20 protein-coding genes are annotated in these 21,684 nt (G+C 72.5%); 13 read left to right on the forward strand and 7 right to left on the reverse strand.

What is annotated here, in order from left to right; translation table 11 throughout:
• Positions 1-93: 93 nt before the first annotated feature.
• The 7 genes from IEY99_RS19570 to IEY99_RS19600 are packed head-to-tail and all read left to right on the forward strand — an operon-like array spanning position 94 to position 8,594.
• Complete coding sequence (locus tag IEY99_RS19570) at positions 94-1,836, forward strand: Wzz/FepE/Etk N-terminal domain-containing protein (protein ID WP_189205229.1); 1,743 nt, start codon at positions 94-96, stop codon at positions 1,834-1,836.
• Entirely contained in the window at positions 1,833-3,209 is a 1,377-nt protein-coding gene (locus tag IEY99_RS19575; RefSeq protein ID WP_189205231.1) for an O-antigen ligase family protein, read from the forward strand. The genes IEY99_RS19570 and IEY99_RS19575 overlap by 4 nt, the downstream gene beginning before the upstream one ends.
• Complete coding sequence (locus IEY99_RS19580) at positions 3,199-4,425, forward strand: hypothetical protein (RefSeq protein WP_189205232.1); 1,227 nt, start codon at positions 3,199-3,201, stop codon at positions 4,423-4,425. The genes IEY99_RS19575 and IEY99_RS19580 overlap by 11 nt, the downstream gene beginning before the upstream one ends.
• Positions 4,425-5,303, forward strand: coding sequence for a sulfotransferase family protein (locus IEY99_RS19585; protein WP_189205234.1), 879 nt, complete (start codon positions 4,425-4,427; stop codon positions 5,301-5,303). The genes IEY99_RS19580 and IEY99_RS19585 overlap by 1 nt, the downstream gene beginning before the upstream one ends.
• Positions 5,267-6,862, forward strand: a complete 1,596-nt coding sequence (locus IEY99_RS19590; protein ID WP_229798973.1) for a lipopolysaccharide biosynthesis protein — start codon at positions 5,267-5,269, stop codon at positions 6,860-6,862. The genes IEY99_RS19585 and IEY99_RS19590 overlap by 37 nt, the downstream gene beginning before the upstream one ends.
• Positions 6,859-7,590, forward strand: coding sequence for a methyltransferase domain-containing protein (locus IEY99_RS19595; protein ID WP_189205236.1), 732 nt, complete (start codon positions 6,859-6,861; stop codon positions 7,588-7,590). Before IEY99_RS19590 ends, IEY99_RS19595 begins: the two co-directional genes overlap by 4 nt.
• Positions 7,590-8,594: a glycosyl hydrolase gene (locus tag IEY99_RS19600; protein ID WP_229798975.1), complete on the forward strand. Its 1,005-nt coding sequence runs from the start codon at positions 7,590-7,592 to the stop codon at positions 8,592-8,594. Before IEY99_RS19595 ends, IEY99_RS19600 begins: the two co-directional genes overlap by 1 nt.
• Here the strand turns inward: IEY99_RS19600 and IEY99_RS19605 are convergent.
• Positions 8,581-9,378: a WecB/TagA/CpsF family glycosyltransferase gene (locus IEY99_RS19605; protein ID WP_189205238.1), complete on the reverse strand. Its 798-nt coding sequence runs from the start codon at positions 9,376-9,378 to the stop codon at positions 8,581-8,583. The genes IEY99_RS19600 and IEY99_RS19605 overlap by 14 nt on opposite strands.
• A 63-nt stretch (positions 9,379-9,441) precedes the next feature.
• Between IEY99_RS19605 and IEY99_RS19610 the strand changes: the two genes are divergently transcribed.
• The 4 genes from IEY99_RS19610 to galT all read left to right on the forward strand — a co-directional run bounded on the left by IEY99_RS19610 (position 9,442) and on the right by galT (position 13,252).
• The gene (locus IEY99_RS19610; RefSeq protein WP_189205240.1) at positions 9,442-10,392 is read left to right on the forward strand and encodes a sulfotransferase; all 951 of its coding nucleotides are present in this window, start codon (positions 9,442-9,444) and stop codon (positions 10,390-10,392) included.
• A complete protein-coding gene (locus IEY99_RS19615; RefSeq protein WP_189205242.1) occupies positions 10,392-11,306 on the forward strand; it encodes a glycosyltransferase family 2 protein in 915 nt (304 codons plus the stop codon). Before IEY99_RS19610 ends, IEY99_RS19615 begins: the two co-directional genes overlap by 1 nt.
• An 81-nt stretch (positions 11,307-11,387) precedes the next feature.
• On the forward strand, positions 11,388-12,164 hold the full coding sequence (locus IEY99_RS19620; protein ID WP_189205245.1) for a DeoR/GlpR family DNA-binding transcription regulator: 777 nt from the start codon (positions 11,388-11,390) through the stop codon (positions 12,162-12,164).
• On the forward strand, positions 12,161-13,252 hold the full coding sequence (gene galT / locus IEY99_RS19625; RefSeq protein WP_189205246.1) for a galactose-1-phosphate uridylyltransferase: 1,092 nt from the start codon (positions 12,161-12,163) through the stop codon (positions 13,250-13,252). Before IEY99_RS19620 ends, galT begins: the two co-directional genes overlap by 4 nt.
• Positions 13,253-13,632: 380 nt before the next feature.
• On the opposite strand, the gene IEY99_RS19630 is transcribed toward galT, so the two are convergent.
• Positions 13,633-14,850: an NADP-dependent isocitrate dehydrogenase gene (locus IEY99_RS19630; RefSeq protein WP_189205248.1), complete on the reverse strand. Its 1,218-nt coding sequence runs from the start codon at positions 14,848-14,850 to the stop codon at positions 13,633-13,635.
• 111 nt (positions 14,851-14,961) lie between these two features.
• Here IEY99_RS19630 and IEY99_RS19635 point away from each other — a divergent pair, with 111 nt between their 5' ends.
• On the forward strand, positions 14,962-15,216 hold the full coding sequence (locus IEY99_RS19635; RefSeq protein ID WP_189205250.1) for a hypothetical protein: 255 nt from the start codon (positions 14,962-14,964) through the stop codon (positions 15,214-15,216).
• 131 nt (positions 15,217-15,347) lie between these two features.
• Here IEY99_RS19635 and mdh read toward each other — a convergent pair whose 3' ends face one another.
• The 4 genes from mdh to purN form a co-directional block, all read right to left on the reverse strand.
• A complete protein-coding gene (mdh, locus tag IEY99_RS19640) occupies positions 15,348-16,298 on the reverse strand; it encodes a malate dehydrogenase (RefSeq protein ID WP_189205252.1) in 951 nt (316 codons plus the stop codon).
• Between the two features lie 105 nt (positions 16,299-16,403).
• Positions 16,404-16,997 carry a pentapeptide repeat-containing protein gene (locus tag IEY99_RS19645; protein ID WP_189205254.1) on the reverse strand — a complete coding sequence of 198 codons (594 nt, stop codon included), beginning with the start codon at positions 16,995-16,997 and terminating at the stop codon, positions 16,404-16,406.
• Between the two features lies 1 nt (position 16,998).
• Positions 16,999-18,555, reverse strand: a complete 1,557-nt coding sequence (gene purH, locus IEY99_RS19650) for a bifunctional phosphoribosylaminoimidazolecarboxamide formyltransferase/IMP cyclohydrolase (protein WP_189205263.1) — start codon at positions 18,553-18,555, stop codon at positions 16,999-17,001.
• Positions 18,552-19,169 (reverse strand): phosphoribosylglycinamide formyltransferase, encoded by a 618-nt coding sequence (gene purN, locus IEY99_RS19655; protein WP_189205264.1) that lies wholly within the window; start codon positions 19,167-19,169, stop codon positions 18,552-18,554. The genes purH and purN overlap by 4 nt, the downstream gene beginning before the upstream one ends.
• 167 nt (positions 19,170-19,336) lie before the next feature.
• Here purN and IEY99_RS19660 point away from each other — a divergent pair, with 167 nt between their 5' ends.
• Positions 19,337-19,609: a DUF4190 domain-containing protein gene (locus IEY99_RS19660; protein WP_189205265.1), complete on the forward strand. Its 273-nt coding sequence runs from the start codon at positions 19,337-19,339 to the stop codon at positions 19,607-19,609.
• 132 nt (positions 19,610-19,741) lie between these two features.
• Here IEY99_RS19660 and IEY99_RS19665 read toward each other — a convergent pair whose 3' ends face one another.
• Complete coding sequence (locus IEY99_RS19665) at positions 19,742-21,397, reverse strand: cell division protein PerM (protein WP_189205266.1); 1,656 nt, start codon at positions 21,395-21,397, stop codon at positions 19,742-19,744.
• Positions 21,398-21,684: the final 287 nt, after the last annotated feature.

The raw sequence follows: 21,684 nt of genomic DNA on the forward strand, positions 1-21,684 counted from the left end.
GAGTAGTTACGCATCGGCGTACGGGCCGTTTACCCCTCGGGGGCGAAACGCCCGATTGCCGACAACTCCGCCTGCGAAAGGGCCGCCGTACCGATGGAAGCGACTCGCCCGGTGTCCGCCGACCTCTCCCACTACCTGGGGGTGTTCCGCCGGCACTGGTGGGTCGTGGTGGCTGCCACCGGCGCCGGCCTCGGGATCGGCGCGGCCGTCACCCAGGCCCTGCCGAGGGTCTACGAGTCCTCCACATCGGTGCTGGTGCAGGCCGTCGACCAGGACACCAACGCCGCCGGCGGCCGCACCAAGGGCACCATCAACCTCGACACCGAGGCCCAGCTCGTCGGCTCCGGCGCGGTCGCGGCGAAGGCGGCGGCGCTGCTGCGCTCCCCCGTCTCGCCCATCGAGCTGGCCAAGAGCGTCTCGGTCGAGGTACCGGCCAACACCACGGTGCTGGTGATCCGCTTCGAGGCCGACAACCCGAAGGACGCGCAGGCCGGCTCGCACGCGTTCGCGGAGGCGTACCTGCGCAACCGCGAGGAGAGCGCCCGCTCCGTGCTGGACCAGCGGATCAAGACGCTCAACCTCAAGGTCAAGCAGCTCACCACCACCCTGACGAGCCTCAACAACCGGCTGGCGAAGGCGGCGAGCGGCAGCTCCGAGCGCAGCAACCTGGAGAGCCTGCGGAACAACTCGCAGAACCAGTTCAACAACCTGACCGGCAAGCTCAACGAGCTGACCACGGCCACCGTCGGCGCGGGCAGCATCATCAGCGACGCCCGCGAGCCGGAGGAGCCCACCAGCCCGAACGCGATGCTCAACATCGCCGCGGGCGCGATGATCGGCCTGCTCGCCGGGCTCGGCCTGGCGTTCGTCCGGGAGCGCTTCGACCGCCGGCTGCGGACCGCCGCCGACGTCCGCGACCGCGGCCGCATCCCGGTGCTGGCCGCGCTGGACGAGCGCACCACACCGCACTTCGACGACGTGCTGCAGCCGTACGGGCCCGGGGGACGGGTCTTCAACCGCCTCCGCAACGAGATCCTGGCCAGCCTGAACGCGGGCGACCAGATCATCGTCGTCACCGGCGCCAGCCGCGGTTCGGCCACCACGCTCGTCGCCGCCAACCTGGCCGCCGCGCTGGCCCGTACCGGCAGCGACGTGGTCCTCGTCGGGGCGCACCTGCCGGACAGCGTCGTCGACGCCGCGCCGCTGGCCCGCATGCTCGGGGTCTCCGCCATGCCCGGCCTGTCCGACCTGCTCGCCGGCCGCATCGGGCTCGCCCAGGCGCTGCAGCGCACCCCGCGGATCCCGTCGCTGCGGGTCATCACGACCGGCGGCGCCGCGACCGCGGCGGGCCTGATGCAGTCGCAGCGGCTGCGGGACACGCTGGAGGCCCTGCGCCGGCAGACCGGCTACGTCGTCGTCGAGGCCCCGTCGACCAGCAGCAGCGCCGACGCGCAGAGCCTGGCCAGCCTCGCCGACGCCGCCATCCTCGCGGTCGAGCTGCGCCGGGCCAAGCGGCCCGCCCTGCTCGACGCGGCCGAACAGCTCAGCCGGGTCGGCACGCCGCTGCTCGGTGCCGTGGTGCTGCCCCAGCTCACCACCGTGAAGCGGTCGGCCGCCGAGGAGAACCTGCCGGTGGTGGCGCTGAGCGCGCAGAAGCCGGCCGAGGACGCGGTCGTCGACGGGGACCGCACCCAGCCGTTGCGCCTGGCACAGGGTGGCCCCGTCCGGCCGCCGCGGCAGGGTGAGGGCACCGACGACGTCACCGCGGTGATCGACCTGACCCCCAAGCCCTCCCCCACCCCGGCCCGGACCACCGAGAAGCCGGACGACAAGTGACCCTGGTCGTCCCGGGCGCGAGGCAGCGGGCGGCACACGGCACGGCACCGCAGCGGCCCATCTGGCTACCGGCGTGGCCGGTCGCCGGCGTGCTCGCGCTCTATCCCCTGTGGTGGGCGCTGGGCCTCGGCGTACTGATCTTCCCGATCATGGCCGTGCCGATGCTGGTGCTGCTGGTGCGCCGCCGGGCCGCCGGGCGCCCGCTGCGGCTGCCACCCGGGTTCGGCTGGTGGGCGCTGTTCCTGGCGGCGGTGCTCATCAGCATCGCCGCGCTCGGCGCCGACCCGGCCGGGACGGTGGTCGAGCACGCGAGCGACCGCCTGGTCGCGGTCGTCTACCGGCTCTGTATGTACGCGTCGCTCACCGTCCTGCTCGTCTACACCGGCAACCTGACCGAGGAGGAGCTGCCCCGCCGGCGCCTGGTGAAGCTGCTCGGCTGGCTGTTCGTGGTGACGGTGGCCGGCGGGCTGCTGGGCATCGTCGCGGGACGGTTCGAGTTCACCTCGCCCGTGGAGTGGCTGCTGCCGAGCGGCGTACGCGGCAAGGGCTTCGTGCAGTCGCTGGTGCACCCGTACGCGGCGCAGATCATGGACCTGGTCGGCGGCGAGAAGCCCCGCCCGGCGGCGCCCTGGGGCTACACCAACACCTGGGGCAACAACTTCTGCCTGCTGATGGGCTGGCTCGTGGTGGCCGCCTGGGCGACCCGCCGTACCCGCCACAAGGTGTTCGCGGTGCTCTGCCTCGCGGTCGCCATCGTGCCCGCGGTCGTCTCCCTCAACCGGGGACTCTGGATCGGCATCGGGGTCGTCGTCTGCTACGTGGCGGCTCGCTACGTCCTCATGGGTCGCTTGTGGATCATCGGCGCGGTCGTGCTGGCCGCCGCCGGGCTCGTCCTCGCCCTGCTCGCCACCCCACTGGGCGACGTGGTCGACGCCCGGCTGGACAACGGCAAGTCCAACGGCGTGCGCTCGTTCCTCGTCGAGCGGGCCATGGACGGGTTCGCGGACTCGCCGATCGTGGGCTACGGCTCGACGCGCAACACGCTGGGCGGCCGCAACTCGATCGCCGTGGGCGAGAGCTCCGAGTGCGAGCGCTGCGGCAACTTCACCGTCGGCGGCAACGGCCAGCTCTGGCAGCTCATGTACGCCCACGGCGCCGCGGGCACCGTCGCCTACCTGGCCTTCTTCGGGTTCGGCCTGTGGCGCTTCCGGCGCGACCGCAGCCCGATCGGCATCGCCGGCAGCGCCGCGATCGTCAGCTCCTTCGCGGCGATGCTCTGGTACAACGCGATCCCCACCCCGCTGGCGTTCATGTTCCTGGCCTACGCGCTGCTGTGGCGCAACCAACTCGAGGGGGACGCACATGCCCGTTAAGACCGCGCCGGCGGAGCTGACCGCCGGTGACTCGGCACTGCGCGCGCAGTACCTGGCCGAGGTGCTCGCCCTCCTCTATCCCGAGCCCTGTACGACCGACGACCGGCGCGGTGAACCGATCGCCGAGTACCTCGTGGTCCCGGACGCCCGGCGGCCCCGGCTGCTGGTGCCGACCACGTCCCGCCGGGTCGCCGCCGCCGCCGTCCGCCGGTATGCCGAGCCGCAGTCGCGCGCCGCCCGGCTCAAGCGGGACGCGGTGGTGGCCGCCGTGCGGACCGGCGCCTCCAGCGTGCTGCTGCGCGACCGGGTGCGGGTCACCGGGCCGGCGCGGGAGAGCATCGACGGCTACCTGCGCGAGGCGCTGGGCCGGGACCTGTCGCTGAGCATCCACATCGGACCGGCGCGGGCCAACCGCAAGCCGGTGCTCCAGCTCATCGGCCCCGACGGCGAGACCTTCGGCTTCGGCAAACTCGGCACCGGACCGCTGACCCAGCGCCTGGTGCGGGCCGAGACCGCGGCACTGACCGCGCTCGACACGGTCCGGCTGAAGAAGCTCATCGCGCCCCGGGTGCTGCATGCCGGGAAGTGGCGCGGTTCCCAGGTGTTGATCCAGTCGGCGCTGCCGGTCTGGCTGCCGCGGGCCCCGCTGACCCCGCGCCGGCTCGCCTCGGCGATGCTCGAGATCGCCGGATGCTGCGGGTACACCAACGGCACCCTGATCGGCAGCGCGTACTGGGCCGAGCTGCGCGGGCGCCTCGCGGCGGTGGCCGACCGCACCGAGGGAGCCGAGCTGGCGGCGGCCGCGGAGCTGCTCACGGCGCACGCCGGGAACACCGTGCTGCGGTACGGGTCCTGGCACGGCGACTGGGCGCCGTGGAACATGGCGAACCTCGCCGACGCGCTGCTGGTCTGGGACTGGGAGCGGTTCACCAAGGGCGTGCCGGCCGGCTTCGACGCCGTCCATCACGAGCTGCAGCGGCGCATCCAGTCCAGCGGAGACGCGGCGGGCGCGGTGGAGGCCACCGTACGCCGCGCCGATGAGCTGCTCCAGCCGTTCGGGGTCGCCCCGGAGGCCCGGGAGCTGACCGCCCTGCTCTACCTCGTCGACCTGGCCGCCCGCTACCTGACCGACCGGCAGGCCGAGGCCGGCGCCCGCCTCGGTGTGCTGGGGACGTGGCTGCTGCCCGTACTGATTCGAAGGGTGGAGAAGCTCTGATGGATGTCCGCAAGGTTCCGTCGCCCGTCAAGCGGGTCGTGCACCTGGGATCGCGCTCGTACGGCCGGCTGACCGCGCCCAGCCGGATGACGCCGTCGTTCCTCATCTGCGGCGGGCAGCGCTGCGGCACCACGTCGCTCTACCGGGCGCTCGCCGCGCATCCGGCGGTGCTCAAGGCGGTGCTGCACAAGGGCGTGCACTACTTCGACGTGTCGTACGAGCGCGGCATGTCCTGGTACAAGGGGCACTTCCCGACCCAGCGGCAGGCCGACAAGGTCTACGAGAAGTACGGCGTCCCGGCACAGACGTTCGAGTCGAGCCCGTACTACATGTACCACCCGCAGGCCGCCGCGCGGATCGCCGCCGACCTGCCCGGTACCAAGCTCGTGGTGCTGGTCCGCGATCCGGTGGAACGGGCGTACTCGCAGCACCACCACGAGGTGGCGCGGGGCTTCGAGAGCGAGCGCAACTTCGGCAACGCCCTGGCCCTGGAGCCCGCCCGGCTGCACCGGCAGGAGGAGAAGCTCGCGGCGGACCCGGCGTACTACTCGTTCGCGCACCAGCACCAGGCCTACCGCGCCCGCGGGGAGTACGCCCGCTACCTGAGCGTGATGGCGCAGCACGTCGGCCGGGAACGCATCCACGTGGTGGAGAGCGAGCGGTTCTTCCGCGAGCCCGAACAGGTCTACGACGAGGTGTGCGCGTTCCTCGGCCTGCCGATCAACCTCGGCCATCCGGCCTTCGAGCGGCACAACGCCCGGCCGCGCAAGTCCGACATGGACCCCGGCATCCGCCGGGAGCTGTCCAGCCACTACGCCTCGCACGACGAGGCTCTGATGACGTGGCTGGGTCGCGTGCCCATCTGGCGTACCACATGACCGTCGTCGCCCCGGAGGCCGCGCCGAGCCGGGGGACCCGGGGGGTCGCCCGCGGCGGCCTGGCGAACATGGCGGGCTCGGCGCTGGCCGGCGGCACCGGGGTCGTGGTCACCTGGATCGTGGCGCGGGGCCTGGGCGCCGAGCAGGCGGGCGCCTTCTTCGCGGCCACCGCGGCGTTCGTCCTCGTCGGCGGGTGCGCCAAGCTCGGCACGCAGACCGGACTGGTGTACTGGCCCGCGCGGCTGCGGGCCACCGGACGCGACCACCTGCTCGGTGCCTGCCTGCGGGCCGGCCTGGTGCCGGTGCTGGTGCTGGCGACCCTGCTGGGCGCCGCGATGTGGACGGCGGCGCCCGCCATCGCGCACCTGACCGCGGACGAGTCGCCGCACGTGGTCACCGAGCACGTCGCCGGACTGCGGATCCTCGCGCTGTTCCTGCCGCTGCAGGCGCTGACCGACACGCTGCTGACGGCCACCCGCGGCTACAAGGCCATGCGTCCGACCGTGACCCTCGACCGCGTCCTGCGCAGCACGCTGCAGTTGCTGTGCGTCGGCGCGGCCGGGGTGGCCACGCTCCGGGCCGGCGTCTCGCTGCCCGCGTTCGCATGCGCCTGGGCGGCGCCGTACCTGCCGGTGACGATCCTGGCCGCCGTGGCGTTGCGCCGGATCTACCTGGCCGGCAAGCCCGCGCGCTTTCGCAGCCGGCGCAGCGAGCGCCTCGACCTGCGCCGGGACTTCTGGCGCTTCACCGGGCCGCGTGCCCTGGCCAGCGTCGCGCAGCTGGCCCTGCAACGCGTCGACGTGCTGCTGGTGGCGGCGCTCGCCGGGCTGGCGCCGGCCGCGGTCTACGCCGTCGCCGGGCGCTTCGTCGTCCTGATCCAGTTCGCCAACCAGGGCATCTCCCAGTCGGTGCAGCCCCGGCTCGCGGAGGCGCTGGCGGTCGGCGACCGGGAGACCGCGAGCCACCTCTACCAGACGGCCACCGGCTGGCTCGTGCTGGTCACCTGGCCGATCAACCTGATGGTGATCCTCCTGGCGCCGGTCTACCTCGGACTGTTCGGCGCGGGTTACCGCTCGGGCACCCCGGTGGTGGTGGTGCTGGCCTGCGCGATGCTCGTCGCCACCGGCTGCGGCATGGTCGACATGGTGCTCGCCATGGCCGGGCGCACCTCGTGGAACCTCGCCAACGTGCTGGTCGCCCTGGTCGTGACGGTCGGGCTCGACCTGCTCCTGATTCCCCGGTACGGCGCGCTGGGCGCCGCGATCGGGCTGGCCTGCGCGCTGGTGGTGAACAACCTGCTGCCGCTCGTCCAGGTCGGCCGGGCCGCGCGGCTGCACCCGTTCGGCCGCGGCACGCTCGCCGCCGCCGCCCTGTCGGTCGCGTGCTTCGGCGTGCTCCCGAGGGCGGTGGTCGCGGTCACCGGTGCCGGGCCGGCCGCCCTGGCGCTCGCGTCCGGCCTCGCCGTGGCCGCGTTCGGCGCCGGCGCGTGGCTGCTGCGCGACCGGCTCGCCCTCGAGGCCTTCAAGCCCCGCAAACTCATCCCGAGGAGGACCGATTGACCACCGACTACACCAAGGTGTTCCAGGACCCGGAGGCCGTCGACAAGTACGAGCACGTGACGTATGCCCCGGACAGCTACGCCTCGCAGATCAACGAGCGGCAGCAGGCGTACCTGCGCAAGCTCGTGCAGCGGGAGTTCGGCGCGAGGCTGCCCGTGCAGCACGACTTCGCCTGCGGGACCGGCCGCGCGATCCGGACCCTGCACGGCCTGGTCCGCGAGGCGCACGGCTACGACACCTCGGCCGAGATGATGGCCAAGGCGGAGGAGGTCGGCTCGCGGGCGCAGTGGCACCAGATCCCGCCGGACGGCCCGGTGCCCAACCCGGTGCCGGCCGGCCACCCGGCGATCGTCACGATGTTCCGGCTGCTGCTCAACGTGGACGAGGCGGTCCGCGACCGGGCCGTCGCCTTCGCCGCGAAGGCGCTGCCGACGCCGGACGCCGGCCTGCTCGTGGTGGAGAACCACGGCAACGCCGGTTCGCTGCGGCACCTGCGGGCCCGCCGGCACTCCGGTGAGCGCTGGTTCGCCGAGCTCTCCCACGGCGAGGTCGAGCGGCTGCTGGACCGGCACGGCTTCGAGATCACCGAGCGGCGCGGCTTCTCCATGCTCACCGAGTCGCTGAACGGCAACCCGCTGGCCCGGGTCGCGGACGCGGCAGCGCGCGCACTGCCCGGCACCGACGGGTTCGCGGTCAACGTGCTCTACACGGCGCGCCGGAAGAAGTAATGGCCGCACGCCGCGCAGCCGCCCTGCTGGGGCCGATCGTGCTCGTGCTCGCCGGCTGCACCTCGCACCGGCGGGCCGAGCCCGAGCCGACGCCGTCGCCCGACCTGACGAGCCCGCCGGCCGCGGTCGCGGTGAACCCGGGACCGTTCGAGGCGGGACCGTTCGAGGCGCCGCCGTCCGGCGCGTACCTGGGCGCGTGGATCAAGCCGGACGCGCTGACCCACGCGGGCCGGGTGGAGGCCGTGGACGACCTCGAACGCGACCTCGGCCGGCGGCTGGACATCGTCAACACGTACCGCCGCTTCGAGCAGCTCGTCGGCACCGAGTCGGACGCGGAGTTCCTGGCCCAGGACGCCACGCTGATGGTCAGCTGGGCGACCGGGGACAACCGCTCGATCGTCGCCGGCGAGCACGACCGGCTGATCCGGGCGCAGGCGCGCGCCATCCGCAAGGTGCGCAAGCCGCTGCTGCTGCGGATCCGCTGGGAGATGGACCGGCCCAACCTGCGGGCGACGATGTGGTCCGGCGAGGACTACATCGCCGCGTACCGGCACATCCGCCAGATCTTCGCGCAGGAGCGGGCGAAGAACGTCTCGTGGGTGTGGTGCCCGACCGCGGAGGGCTTCATCCGCGGTGACGCGCCGGCCTTCTACCCGGGCGACGACCACGTCGACTGGACCTGCGTGGACGTGTACGCCGGTAACCTCTTCCAGCCGATCGGCCGGCTCATGGGACCGTTCCTGCAGTGGGCCGCGCAGCGCCCCAAGCCGATCGTCGTCGGCGAGTTCGGCGTGGCGAAGGCCTGGGGGCCGGACGGGCGGGCGGCGTGGTTGCGCGACGCCCAGCGCACCTTCAAGGCCAACCCGCAGATCAAGGCGGTCGTGTACTTCGAGAGCGATCCCGAGGGCAACGGGCCGAAGCAGCAGTTCCAGCTCACCGGGGACCGGCCCGCCTTCCAGGCCTTCGCCCGGCTGACGAGGGACCCCTACTTCAATCCACGGTGACCCGGGGGCGCCGGCGGGCCTGGGCGAGCAGCCGGAGCGCGTAGGGCGCGTCGTGCTTGAGGTAACGCCCGGCCAGCCGGCGCGGCTCGGTGCCCAGCCGGTGCGCCCACTCCAGGCCGGTGCGCTGCATCCAGCGCGGCGCCCGTTCCACGTCGCCGGCCACGAAGTTGACCGCCGCGCCGCAGCCCACGAACCAGGCCCGGGGCATGGTCCCGCGCAGCCGGGTGACGACCTCCTCCTGCTTCGGGAAGCCCAGGCCGACGAAGACGACGTCGGGTACGGCCCCGGCGACCTTGGCGCAGACGTCCGCGTACGCCCGCTCGTCGGACTCGAAGCCGAAGGGCGGGCAGAGCGTGCCCGCGATGCGCAGGCCCGCGCATTCGGCGGCGAGGCGGTCCGCGGCCCGCGTGGCGCCGTCCGGGACGCCCTCGTTCGCCGGCCGGCCGCCGACCACGAAGATGGACCGGCCGTCGTGCCCGAGGCCGCGCGACAGCGACCAGATGAGGCTGCTGCCGGCGACCCGCTCGGGCAACGGCGTGCCGCTCAGCTTGCTGGCCCAGACGAGCGGCATGCCGTCGGCGACGACGAGATCGGCGTCGTCGAGGTAACCGCGGACCCGGCCGTCCACCCTCGACTGCCGCAGGATGTCGATGTTGGGAGTGAGGATCCGTCCGCCGCGGCCGGCCGCGATCGCCTCACGGACCACGGCGACCACCTCGCCCTCGGTGATCGGGTCGAACCCGGTCCCGTCAAGCTGGACGCGGGCGAAAGCCTCGATTGACAACTCAACGCCTCCTTCAGGCTTGTTCGCTCGTTATAGGAGCGAAACGAGCGAAGGCGGTCAGAAGTGGCACATGTCGTCTATCTGGGCGGATTAGGGCGAAGCGGCACAACGCTCGTGGAGCGCCTCCTCGGTGAGCTGCCCTCGGTGTGCACGCTGGGCGAGATCGTGCACCTCTGGCAGCGCGACATCCGGGACAACGAGCGGTGCGGCTGCGGCGCGCGGTTCGCGGCCTGCGCCTTCTGGCGGCGGGTCGGCGAGCGTGCGTACGGCGGATGGCACAACGTGGACGTCGACCGCGTGCACGCGCTGCGCGACGCCGTCGAGCGCACCCGCTTCATCCCCCGCCTCGCCGCCGCCCACCTGCCCCCGGCCCAACTCGCCGACGTCCGCGAGTACGCCGCCTTCTACACCCGCGTGTACGCGGCCGCCGCCGAGGTCTCCGGCGCCTCGGTGGTCGTCGACTCGTCCAAGCACAGCGCGCTGGCCCACGTCCTGCGCTGGGCGGACGACGTGGACCTGCGGGTCGTGCACGTGGTGCGGGACGCCCGCGGGGTCGCGTACTCCTGGACCAAGACCGTCGCCCGGCCCGAGGCCGACGGCGGCGAGGAGATGACCCGGTACTCCCCCGGACGCTCCGCCATGCTCTGGAACGCGCACAACGCGGCCTTCGGGCTGCTCGCCCGTCGCGGGGTGCCGGTCCGGCGGATCCGCTACGAACAGTTCCTCACCGATCCGAGGGCGGCCCTGCGCGAGCTCGCCGCGTACGCCGGCGTCCCGGTCACCGAGGCCGACCTCGGCTTCCTCGGCGACGGGTACGCGGATTTGGGCGTCAGCCACAGCGCCGCGGGCAACCCGATGCGCTTCACGGTCGGCCGGCTGCCGCTGCGCCGCGACGACGCGTGGGTACGCGCCCTGCCCGGCAACCAGCGCCGCCTGGTCGGCGCCGTGTGCGCGCCGATGCTCCGCGCGTACGGCTACCCGCTCAACCCCGCAGAAGTCCCCCAGGAGGCGTGATGAACTGGCCGTCCGTCGGCGTCGTGATCCCCACCCGCAACCGCCCCGAGCTGGTCCGCAAGGCGATCGCGGCGGTCCGCGACCAGCACTACCCGGGCGAGATCAAGGTGGTCGTGGTCTACGACCAGACCGAGCCCGACTACCTGCTCGCCTCGACCGAGGGCACCCAGGTGCTGGTGCTGACCAACTGGCGCACCTCGGGCCTGGCCGGCGCCCGCAACACCGGGATCCTGGCGCTCGACACCGAGCTCGTGGCGTTCTGCGACGACGACGACCGCTGGGCGCCGGACAAGCTGCGCCGCCAGGTCGCCGCGCTGGTGGCCGAGCCGGACGCCGAGTTCGCCACCTGCGCGATCGAGGTGGAGTACGAGGGCAAGTGCACGCCCCGCCTGGCCGGGCGCAGCCGGGTCACCATCGACGAGCTGGCCCGCTCCCGGATGGCGATGCTGCACTCGTCGTCGTTCCTCGTCCGGCGCGAGGCGCTCGGGCCGGACGCCGTGGGGCTGGTGGCCGAGGACGCCCCGGGCAGCCAGAACGAGGACTGGGACCTGCTGCTGCGCGCGTCCCGGCGCCGGCCGATCGTGCACCTCGACGAGCCGCTGGTCCGGGTGCTGTGGGGCCGGACCTCGCACTATGCGTACGAGTACGCGACGAAGATCTCCTCGCTGCGCTGGATGATGCAGCGCCACCCGGAGATCAGCGGCTGCCGCCCCGGCGCGGCCCGCGTCTACGGCCAGCTCGCCTGCTGGTCCGCGGCGACCGGCAACCGCTCGCAGGCCTGGCAGTTCAGCAAGGAGGCGGTGCGGGCGAACTGGAAGGAGCCCCGGACGGCGATCGCCCTGGCGGCCATGACCGGCGCCGTCAAGGTGGAGAACGTCCTCTCCGCGCTCCACAAACGCGGCCGAGGGATCTAACACACTCTTTCGCGCACACCCGATCGCCGGGTAGTGTTCGCACGTGTTCGAAATAGTGCGGATGAACCGGGCGGCCCGCTGATGCTCGCCCAGCAGCGCCAAGCGGCGATCCTCGACCGGGTCCGGGCGGCCGGCGGCGTCCGGGTCAGCGAGCTGGCCGCCGAATACGGCGTGTCCGACATGACCATCCGGCGCGACCTCGAGTCGCTCGCCGACCGGGGCCTTCTCGCGAAGGTACACGGTGGCGCGACCACCGTGAGCCCCGGTTCGACGCACGAGCCGGGCTTCGCGGCCAAGTCGGTGCGCCAGCGCGCCGAGAAGGCCGCCATGGCGACGCGCGCCGCCGCCCTGGTCTCGCCCGGCGACGCGATCGCGCTCTCGGCCGGCACCACCACCGCGGGCCTCGCCCAGCGGCTGGTCGACGTGCCGGACCTCACCGTGGTCACGAACTCCATCCCGGTCGCGGACGTCTTCTACCGCGCCGGGCGCCCCGACCAGACCGTCATCCTGACCGGCGGCACGCGCACGCCGTCGGACGCCCTGGTCGGCCCGGTGGCGGTCGCGGCCATCGCCAGCCTGCACCTCGACATGCTCTTCCTGGGCGTGCACGGCATGAGCGAGCGGGCCGGCTACACGACGCCCAACCTCATGGAGGCCGACGTCAACCGCGCGCTGGTGGACGCGGCGGAACGGCTCGTGGTGCTGGCCGACCACACCAAGTGGGGCACGGTCGGCATCTCCTCGATCGTCCCCCTGCACCGCGCCGACGTGGTGATCACCGACGACGAGCTCGACGAGTCCGCCCGCGCGATCCTGTCCGAACAGGTGCGCGAGCTGGTCGTGGTGAGCGGATCGTGATCGGCAGCCGGACGTCGATCAGGCTGTCGGACGGCCGGGAACTGATCTACTTCGACGAGGACCCGGCGGCGGACCGCACCGGCCTGCCGGACACCCGCGACCTGCCACCCCCGCCGCCGACCTCACAGCTGCGCTACGACCCGCTCGTCGACGAGTGGGTGGCGGTGGCGGCCCACCGCCAGACCCGCACCTTCCTGCCGCCGACCGACAAGTGTCCGCTGTGCCCGTCCACCGCGGACTTCGCCAGCGAGATCCCCGCGCAGGACTACGACGTGGTGGTGTTCGAGAACCAGTTCCCGTCGTTCAGCGACCGGGTCGTGGCGGACGAGGTCACCGCCCTGACCGACGAGGTCCCGGTCCGGCCGGGGGTCGGCCGGTGCGAGGTGGTCTGCTTCACCAGCGACCACCACAGCTCCTTCGGGGCGCTCCCGCCCGAACGCGTCCGCACGGTGCTGGACGCGCTGGCGGACCGTACCGCACAGATGTCGGCGCTGCCGGACGTGGCGCAGGTGTTCCCGTTCGAGAACCGGGGCGTCGAGATCGGCGTGACCCTGAGCCACCCGCACGGCCAGATCTACGCGTACCCGATGGTCCCGCCGCGCACCGCGGCCATGCTGACCGCGGCCCGCCGCCACGCCGAACGCACCGGAGGCCGCAACCTCTACGCCGACGTCCTGGCCGCCGAGCGCCGGGCCGGTTGCCGAATCGTCGCCACCAACGACCACTGGACCGCCTACGTCCCGGCGGCCTCCCGCTGGCCCTACGAAGTCCAGCTCGCCCCGCACCGCCACGTCCCCGACATCCCGGCCCTGACCCCGGCGGAACGAGACGCCTTCGCCCCGCTCTACCTGGACGTCCTCCGCCGCTTCGACGCCCTCTTCGACCGCCCGATGCCCTACATCGCCGCCTGGCACCAGGCCGTAACCGGCGAAGGCCGCGACCTCGGCTACCTCCACCTGCAGCTCTTCAGCATCCGCCGCGCCCCCGACAAGCTGAAATACCTGGCCGGCTCCGAATCAGCCATGGGCGCCTTCGTCAACGACGTCGAACCCGAACGCGCCGCCCACCTACTCCGCGAAGCGCTCTGATTCCACAGCAACCACCCCGCACTGCGCCCCGTCGCTAGGGGGCGCAGTGCCCGCCGAGCGAAGCGAGGCCATGTAACAGTAGGGGGCGGGGGGCCCGGGACAAGGCCCCCCGCAGGGAAGGGACGGCAGGCACTCGCCTACTGGTCACCACTTCACGGGGAAACCGGTCGGCGCCCGGGACAAGGCAGCCGGACCGGCGGGCGACTCCTCGTGCGTGGTGACCGTCATCCGTTCTGTTTGGTGAAACGACGGCCGCGTTCCCCTAGTTACGGATCCTAAACATCACGTTCCGATGACGGAGCCGGTTCCGCGAATTCGCCCGGTGAACGCACGAAGGCCCTCCGGCCGTACGCCGGAAGGCCTCTGTGCGGGTACGCCGGTCAGGAAGCCAGCTTGCGAGCCAGGTTCTCGTCCAGGGCGTTCATGAACTCGTCGGTGGTCAGCCAGGGGGCGTCCCGGCCGATGAGCAGCGCGAGGTCCTTGGTCATCTGACCACCCTCGACCGTGGAGACGCAGACCTTCTCCAGGGTCTCGGCGAACTCGGTGACCGCGGGGGTGCCGTCGAGCTTGCCGCGGTGCTTGAGGCCGCCGGTCCAGGCGAAGATCGAGGCGATCGGGTTGGTGGAGGTCTTCTCGCCCTTCTGCCACTGGCGGTAGTGCCGGGTGACCGTGCCGTGGGCGGCCTCCGCCTCGACGGTCTTGCCGTCCGGGGTCATCAGGACCGAGGTCATCAGGCCGAGCGAGCCGAAGCCCTGCGCCACCGTGTCCGACTGCACGTCGCCGTCGTAGTTCTTGCAGGCCCAGACGTAGCCGCCCTCCCACTTCATGGCGGCGGCGACCATGTCGTCGATCAGGCGGTGCTCGTAGGTGAGGCCGGCCTTCTTGAAGTCCTCGGCGAACTCGGTCTCGAAGATCTCCGCGAACAGGTCCTTGAAGCGCCCGTCGTACGCCTTCAGGATCGTGTTCTTGGTCGAGAGGTAGACCGGGTAGTTGCGGGCCAGGCCGTAGCGGAACGAGGCGCGCGCGAAGTCGCGGATCGACTCGTCGTAGTTGTACATGCCCATGGCGACGCCACCGGCCGGGAAGTCGCTGACCAGGAACTCCATCGGCTGCGAGCCGTCGGCCGGGGTGAAGGTCATGGTCAGCTTGCCCGCGCCGGGGGCCACGAAGTCGGTCGCCTTGTACTGGTCGCCGTGCGCGTGCCGGCCGATGACGATCGGCTTGGTCCAGCCGGGTACCAGCCGGGGTACGTTCGACATGATGATCGGCTCGCGGAAGACGACGCCGCCGAGGATGTTGCGGATGGTGCCGTTCGGCGAGCGCCACATCTTCTTCAGCCCGAACTCGTCGACACGGGCCTCGTCCGGGGTGATGGTCGCGCACTTGACGCCGACGCCGTGCCGCTTGATGGCGTTGGCCGAGTCGATGGTGACCTGGTCGTCGGTCTCGTCGCGGTGCTGGATCGAGAGGTCGTAGTACTCGAGGTCGACGTCGAGGTAGGGCAGGATCAGCTGCTCACGGATCTGCTTCCAGATGATCCGGGTCATCTCGTCGCCGTCGAGCTCCACGACCGGGTTGTTCACCTTGATTTTCGCCATCGACCGGCGCTCCTCTCCCGGGACACATGTTTAGCAGTACGAGCGTACTGCCTTTCGGTTGGCGGTCGCCGCGGGGTCCGGGCTGGCGAGGGGGTTCTACGCTTGTCCCCGATGACCGACACCGAGCTCCGTGACGAACGTCCCAAGGTGTCCGTGACCAGGATCATCCTCGTCACGGCAGCCATGGCCGCGCTGCTGCTCGCCGTCACCGTGAACAGCATGCTCCTCGTCGCCGCCGCCGTCGTGCCGGTCGCCGCCTGCGTGCTGCGCGAGCAGTCGCCGGAGCGTGCCGCCGCCTCGACGGCCACGATCCTGGCCGCCGGTCTCAGTCTCATCCTGCTCGGACTCGGCGTCGCCCACTCCTGAGATAAACCCGCGCGCCCCGGTTCGATCGCGGTTCATGCGGGGAGGGGTGGTGCTTCTGGCGGCGGTGGAGAGCCGTACGGAAGCAGGAAAGGCCGAGCCACCACGGCCCGGCCTTTCCGCAGAGGTCTTGCTCAGAGGTCGGCGACGTCCGCCTGCTTGGCGCGGACCGCCTCGGCGGCCTCCTTGAGGCCGGCCAGCTCCGACTCGGTGAGGTCGGTCTCCACGACGCGGCGCACGCCGGTCGCGCCGATCTCGGCCTCGACGCCCAGGTAGACGCCGGAGATGCCGTACTCGCCGTCGACCCAGGCGCAGACCGGCATGACCGCGCCGGAGTCCTCGGCGACGGCCTTGGCCATGCGGGCCGCGGCGGCCGACGGGGCGTAGTACGCGGAGCCGGTCTTGAGCAGGGCCACGACCTCGGCGCCGCCGTTGCGGGTGCGGGTGACCAGCTCCTCGACCTTGTCGGCGGGCAGCAGCTCGGTGAGCGGCTTGCCGTTGACCGAGGACTTCGAGGGCACCGGCACCATGGTGTCGCCGTGCGAGCCCAGCGTGAGGGTCTTCACGCTGGCGACCGGGACCTTGAGCTCCTCGGCCACGAAGTTGGTGAAGCGCGCCGAGTCGAGCATGCCGGCCTGGCCGAGGACCCGGTTCTTCGGGAACTGGGTGGCGATCTGGGCGAGGGCGGTCATCTCGTCGAGCGGGTTGGAGACGACGATGACGACGGCGTTCGGCGCGTACTTGGCGACGTTCTCGGAGACCTGGCGAACGATCTTGGCGTTGACGCCCAGCAGGTCCATGCGGCTCATGCCCGGCTTGCGCGGCAGACCGGCGGTGATCACGACCACGTCGGAGCCCTCGATGGCCTCGTAGCCCTCGCCGTTCGGGCCGGTGGTGGCGCCGATGACCTTGGTCTCGAAGCCTTCGACCGGGCGCGACTGGTTGAGGTCGAGCGCGAGACCCTCGGGCTTGCCCTCGATGATGTCGGTGAGCACCACGGTCTCGAAGATGTCGTACTCGGCCAGACGCTGTGCGGTCGTGGACCCGTAGAAGCCGGCGCCTACGACGGTGACCTTCTTGCCCATGCTCTCACTCCCAGTGCCCGCGGGACGGTTTTTCCGGACCGTATCAGCCGGGTGACGCCCAACTCCCAGGTAGGGCCTTATCGGGGGAGGTAAGCCACTCCGGGCTCAGCCGACGACCGCGCCGTACGCCCTGGCGAACAGCCCGGCCTGGGCAATGTCGATCTTCGCCCCGGTCAGGTCGACCCCGCGCAGGGCCACCCCGTCGAGATCCGCCCCGCGCAGGTCGGCGCCCTTGAGCACCACGTCCTTGAGCCGGGCCGAGGACAGGTCCGCGCCGCGCAGGTCGGCGCGGCTCAGGTCGGCGCCCTCGAGGTCGGCCTCGTGCAGCCGCAGGCCGGCCAGTCCGGCGGCGGTCAGGTTCGCCCCGCGCAGCGACACGAACGACCAGTCGCCGCCGTCGACGGTCAGCGGGCGCAGCTCGCAGTCGGCGAACTGCGTACCGGTGAGCTTGCAGTCGGTCAGCGTCGCGCCGAAGAGGTTGCACCGGCGCAGCGTCGACTGCAGGATCGCGCAGGTGCTCAGCTCGGCCGCGTTGAAACGGACGTTGCCGAACTCGCAGCGCAGGAAGGTGCAGCCGATGAGCCGCGCCTCCGACCAGTCGACGTCGTGGAACGCGCAGTCGGTGTAGACCGCGCGTTCCGTCTCGGCGAGCGCCCAGTCCTCCCCGGAGAAGATCTGGCCACTGACGGGCGGCTCCACGTCAGTGGTAGAAGTGCCGGGTGCCGGTCAGGTAGACGGTGATCCCGGCCCGCTCGGCCGCCTCGATGACCAAGTTGTCCCGGATCGAGCCGCCCGGCTGGACCACGGCCTTCACCCCGGCGGCGATCAGCACCTCGAGCCCGTCCGGAAAGGGGAAGAACGCATCGGACGCGGCCACGCTGCCGCTGGCCCGCTCGGCCCCGGCCCGGTTGACCGCGAGATGCGCGGAGTCCACCCGGTTGACCTGGCCCATCCCGACGCCGACGGTGGCACCGTCGCGGGCGAGCAGGATCGCGTTGCTCTTCACCGACCGGACGGCGCGCCACGCGAACGCGAGGTCGCGCAGGTCCTCGGGCCCGGCCGCCGGGCCGGTCGCCAGGGTCCAGCCGGCCGGGTCGTCGCCCTCGGCGTCGATGCGGTCGGCCAGCTGCACCAGGACGCCGCCGCCGATCTGCTTGATCTCCGCGGGCGGCGGCTGCCACGCCGGCGCGGCGAGCACGCGCAGGTTCTTCTTCTCCCGGAAGACCGCCAGCGCCTCCGGGTCGTACGACGGCGCGACGATGACCTCGGTGAAGATGCCGTCGAGCTGCTTGGCCAGCTCCGGCGTCACCTCCCGGTTGACCGCGACGACGCCGCCGAACGCCGACACCGGGTCGCAGGCGTGCGCCTTGCGGTGCGCCTCGGCCACGTCCGCGCCGATCGCGATGCCGCACGGGTTGGCGTGCTTGATGATCGCGACGCACGGCTCGGTGAAGTCGTTCGCGCTGCGCCAGGCCGCGTCGGCGTCGACGTAGTTGTTGTACGACATCTCCTTGCCGTGCAACTGCTCCGCCTGTGCGAGCCCGGCGGGCGCGTTCGGGTCGGTGTAGAGAGCCGCCTGCTGGTGCGGGTTCTCGCCGTAGCGCAGCGGACTCTGCCGCCGCAGGGCCAGCCCGGCGAACTCGGGCCACTCCGCCGGCGCAAGGGTCGTGGCGCACCAGCTCGCGACCGCCACGTCGTACTCCGCGATGTCGGCGAAGGCGCGAGCGGCGAGCATCTTGCGCTGCGTCAGCGTGAAGCCGCCGTCCCGCAGGGCGTCCAGGATCAGCGGGTACGCCGCCACGGCCGTCACCACCGCCACCGACGGGTGGTTCTTCGCCGCCGCCCGTACCATCGCCGGACCGCCGATGTCGATCTGCTCGACGCACTCGTCCACGCTCGCGCCCGACGCCACCGTCCGGGTGAACGGGTACAGGTTGCTCACCAGCAGGTCGAAGGGGGCGATGTCGAGCTCGGAGAGCTGCCGCTCGTGGTCGGCCAGGCGCAGGTCGGCGAGAAGACCCGCGTGCACCCGGGGGTGCAGGGTCTTGACCCGCCCGTCGAGGCACTCCGGGAACCCGGTCAGCTCCTCCACCCGGGTGACCGGCACGCCGGCGCCCTCGACCATCGACGCGGTCGAGCCGGTCGAGACGATCTGCACCCCGGCGGCGTGCAGCGCCTGCGCGAGCTCCACGAGGCCGGTCTTGTCGTACACGCTGAGCAGGGCCCGCTTGATCGGGCGGCGACCGTCGGCCGTCATGGAATGGTGACCTTCCTGTCCGTGATGGTCCAGCCTTCGCGAACCAGCCGGCCGACGTACTCGACGAGCTGCCGGCGCTCGGCTTCCTTGATCCGCTCGGTCAGCGTCTGCTCCGTGTCGTCGTCGAGCACGGGCACGCTGACCTGGGCGATGATGGGTCCGGTGTCGACACCGGCGTCGACGAAGAACAGGGTGGCGCCGGCGATCTTCACGCCGTAGGCCAGCGCGTCGCGGGGTCCGTGGATGCCCGGGAACGCGGGAAGCAGCGCGTTGTGGGTGTTCACGTAGCGGTCACCGAACGCGTCGAGGAACTGCTTGCCGACGAGCTTGAGGAAGCCCGCCGAGATCACCAGGTCCGGTTCGTACGCCGCGACGTGCGCGGTGAGGGCGGCGTCCCAGTCGTCCCGGGTCGGATGGGCCTGCACGGAGTCCACGAACGTGGGAACTCCGGCGGCCGAGGCACGGTCGAGGCCGGCGATACCGTCCCGATCGGCACCGACGGCGACGACCCGCGCACCGTACGCGGGATCCGCGGATGCGTCGAGCAGGGCCTGCAGGTTGCTGCCGGAGCCGGAGACGAGGACGACCAGCCGGGCGGGCGCGGGGTCTGTCACGCCGAGCACCCTACCGTCGGACCCGCCCGTCCCCGCAGACGGGTCGAAAAGGGGTACAGCGAAACCCCTGATCATCGGTTAGGCTGCGGGCCGCCCGCGTCGTGGCACGTAGGCGCAATGATCTGCACATCACCGCCTGAGGGCGGAGCTAACTGGAGGATTCGCCCATGACCCCGCCGCCCTACTACGGACAGCAGCCGCCGGCCGCTCCGGGCAACGACAAGACCACGCTCTGGGGTGTCCTGGGCATCGTCTTCGCCTTCTGCTGCATGCCGCTGGCCGTCGTCTTCTCGGTCCTCAGCCTGATGGAGGCGAAGAAGTACGGCAAGGAGCCCACCCTGGCGTACGTGGGCTTCGGCCTCGCGGCTCTGCTCCTGGTCGTGAACATCATCGGTTTCGCCCTGGGCTGGTTCGACTTCACCACGACCACCACCCGGTAGTCGCGGCTGAGCGAAGAGGCGTCCCGGCTCCGGCCGGGGCGCCTCTTTTCGTGCCCTCGCCCTCTTCGTGCCCTCGCCCTCTTCGTGCCCTCGCCTTTTTCGTGCCCTCGCCTTTTTCGTGCCCTCGCCGCGCTACTTGTGGACCGGGGCGCGGAAGGCGCGTCCGGCCGCCGCGCCGATGCAGGCGGAGACGCCGACCACCGTGGTCGCGATCAGGGCGACGTGCCACGGCACCGGGCCGATCTCCGCCATCCGGCCGTCGCCGAGCGGGCCCCCGGACAGCCAGGCCAGGACGCCCAGCACCAGGCCGGCCACCGGGCCGGCGAGCAGCGCCGAACCCAGCACCAGCGACCACGCCGGCTCGGCGGGCAGGACGTCGCCCGGGCGTACGGTGTGGCGGTTGTCCCGCAGGTGCCCGCCGACGACGTGGTGCACGCCCATCAGACGGCGGGTCAGCAGCCAGCCCGCGGCCATCGCGGCCAGGACCGGCACCGCCAGCAGGGCAGCTCCGGTCGCGCCCATCGGTCCGTCGGGGAGACCGGCGAGCAGCGGCAGGGTGGGCAGCGGCCCCACGCTCAGCTCGGTCAGGCGTACGGCCGAGTCGGTGCCCAGCAGGAAGCCGGGGCCGAGCAGATAGGCCGCGGCCCACACCGCGCCGTTGGCGCCGTACCCGAGGCTGACCAGGGTGATGCCCGCCTGGCCGGCGACCCCGGTGCGGTAGGCACCGATCATGTCGGCGGCCTGCCCGCCGCCGACCGCGACGGAGAGCCCGGCGAAGGCCGCGCCGGCGGCGAGGATCAGCAGCGCCGCGACCACGCCGGTGCGCAGGGCGTGCCGCACCGGGGGCGGCAGCCGGCGGGCGATCACGACCAGGGCATCCGTGCCGCGCAGCGACCCGATGAGCGAGCACACGAGGCCGGCCAGGAAGAGATGGAACGCGGCGCGCCCGGGCGGGACGTCCGTGCCGCGGCCGTCGACGACCAGGGCGGCCAGCAGGCCGAGGATCCCGTACGCGGCCCCGATCGCGGCTGCCACCAGCATCGCGGCCCGCGGTGAGCCGCTGCGCCGGGCCCCGATGGCGCGGGTGACGTGCAGGCCCGCCCGGTTGAGCCGCCAGCCGGCCAGCAGCGTGAGCAGCAGGGGTGCGAGACCCAGCGGGCCGATCGACGTCCCGATGGGCACGCCGTGCCCGAGCAGCCAGCCCGCGAGCCCGGCGTGCGCGGCGCCGCCCACCCCGCCCTGGCCCTCGAGGGCCCTGGCCAGAGCGATGACGGCGGCGACCGGGACGTACGAGAGCAGCGCGGCCCACAGGGTGGCGAACGCGGCGGCGACCGGCAGAGGCGCGCGGCCCCGCGCATCGGCGGGACGGCGCTGACCGGGCACGGCGACGGTCGGATGGCTGCCCCGATCGACCGTGACGGTCGGGTGGTTGCGCGGGTCCACCGCGACGGTGGGCCGGTCCTGCTCGCGGGCGGCGCGGGGCGCGGATGGTCCCGGACGGACCGTGGCGTGGTCCGGTGCGGCCGGGCGCGCGCCCGCCCCCACCGTGTCCCGCACGATCTCGAAGTCGTCGTCCAGCTCGGGCTCACGGGAACGCTCGGGCTCACGAGAGCGCTCGGGCTCACGAGAGCGCTCGGGCTTTCGGGAACGGTCGGGCTTTCGGGAACGCTCGGGCGCGGCCGGGACGGCACGGCCCGCCTCGACGGCGTCGTCGAGCGCCTCGGCGGCCTCGATCGGATCCCCCGAGCCGGCGGGTCGACCGTGGGGGCGGTCGGGTGTGGTCGGCATCGCCGCCTACTTTTCCACGCCGGACGGCCCGCGGCGACGCAGAAACGGCGACGCGCCGCAGCCGTCCGCCGCCGCGGACGCCCGGACCAGGCCGAATGCGGCAAGCCAGACGAACGTTCGCGGCCGGACCCGGGCGCCGGACCTCCGGCGCAACGACCCGGCCGCGCCCCGACGGAGGCCGCAAAAGGTCAGGTGCCCGGTCGCGCCCCGACCCGGGCCGGGAAGGGGCGGATACACGGGCGCGCCGCGACACGGGCCGGGAAGGTCCGTGCGGCGGCGCGCCTGTG

The organism is Couchioplanes azureus, from assembly GCF_014648355.1.
Taxonomy (GTDB): Bacteria; Actinomycetota; Actinomycetes; order Mycobacteriales; family Micromonosporaceae; genus Actinoplanes; species Actinoplanes azureus.

Bases quoted from the DNA above. Each gene is read 5' to 3' on its own strand.
- IEY99_RS19600 (WP_229798975.1), top strand. From the start codon at position 7,590: ATGGCCGCACGCCGCGCAGCCGCCCTGCTGGGGCCGATCGTGCTCGTG.
- mdh (WP_189205252.1), bottom strand. From the start codon at position 16,298: ATGGGCAAGAAGGTCACCGTCGTAGGCGCCGGCTTCTACGGGTCCACG.
- IEY99_RS19580 (WP_189205232.1), top strand. From the start codon at position 3,199: ATGCCCGTTAAGACCGCGCCGGCGGAGCTGACCGCCGGTGACTCGGCA.
- IEY99_RS19620 (WP_189205245.1), top strand. From the start codon at position 11,388: ATGCTCGCCCAGCAGCGCCAAGCGGCGATCCTCGACCGGGTCCGGGCG.
- IEY99_RS19570 (WP_189205229.1), top strand. From the start codon at position 94: ATGGAAGCGACTCGCCCGGTGTCCGCCGACCTCTCCCACTACCTGGGG.
- purH (WP_189205263.1), bottom strand. From the start codon at position 18,555: ATGACGGCCGACGGTCGCCGCCCGATCAAGCGGGCCCTGCTCAGCGTG.
- IEY99_RS19660 (WP_189205265.1), top strand. From the start codon at position 19,337: ATGACCCCGCCGCCCTACTACGGACAGCAGCCGCCGGCCGCTCCGGGC.
- IEY99_RS19635 (WP_189205250.1), top strand. From the start codon at position 14,962: ATGACCGACACCGAGCTCCGTGACGAACGTCCCAAGGTGTCCGTGACC.
- IEY99_RS19665 (WP_189205266.1), bottom strand. From the start codon at position 21,397: ATGCCGACCACACCCGACCGCCCCCACGGTCGACCCGCCGGCTCGGGG.
- IEY99_RS19585 (WP_189205234.1), top strand. From the start codon at position 4,425: ATGGATGTCCGCAAGGTTCCGTCGCCCGTCAAGCGGGTCGTGCACCTG.
- IEY99_RS19630 (WP_189205248.1), bottom strand. From the start codon at position 14,850: ATGGCGAAAATCAAGGTGAACAACCCGGTCGTGGAGCTCGACGGCGAC.
- IEY99_RS19615 (WP_189205242.1), top strand. From the start codon at position 10,392: ATGAACTGGCCGTCCGTCGGCGTCGTGATCCCCACCCGCAACCGCCCC.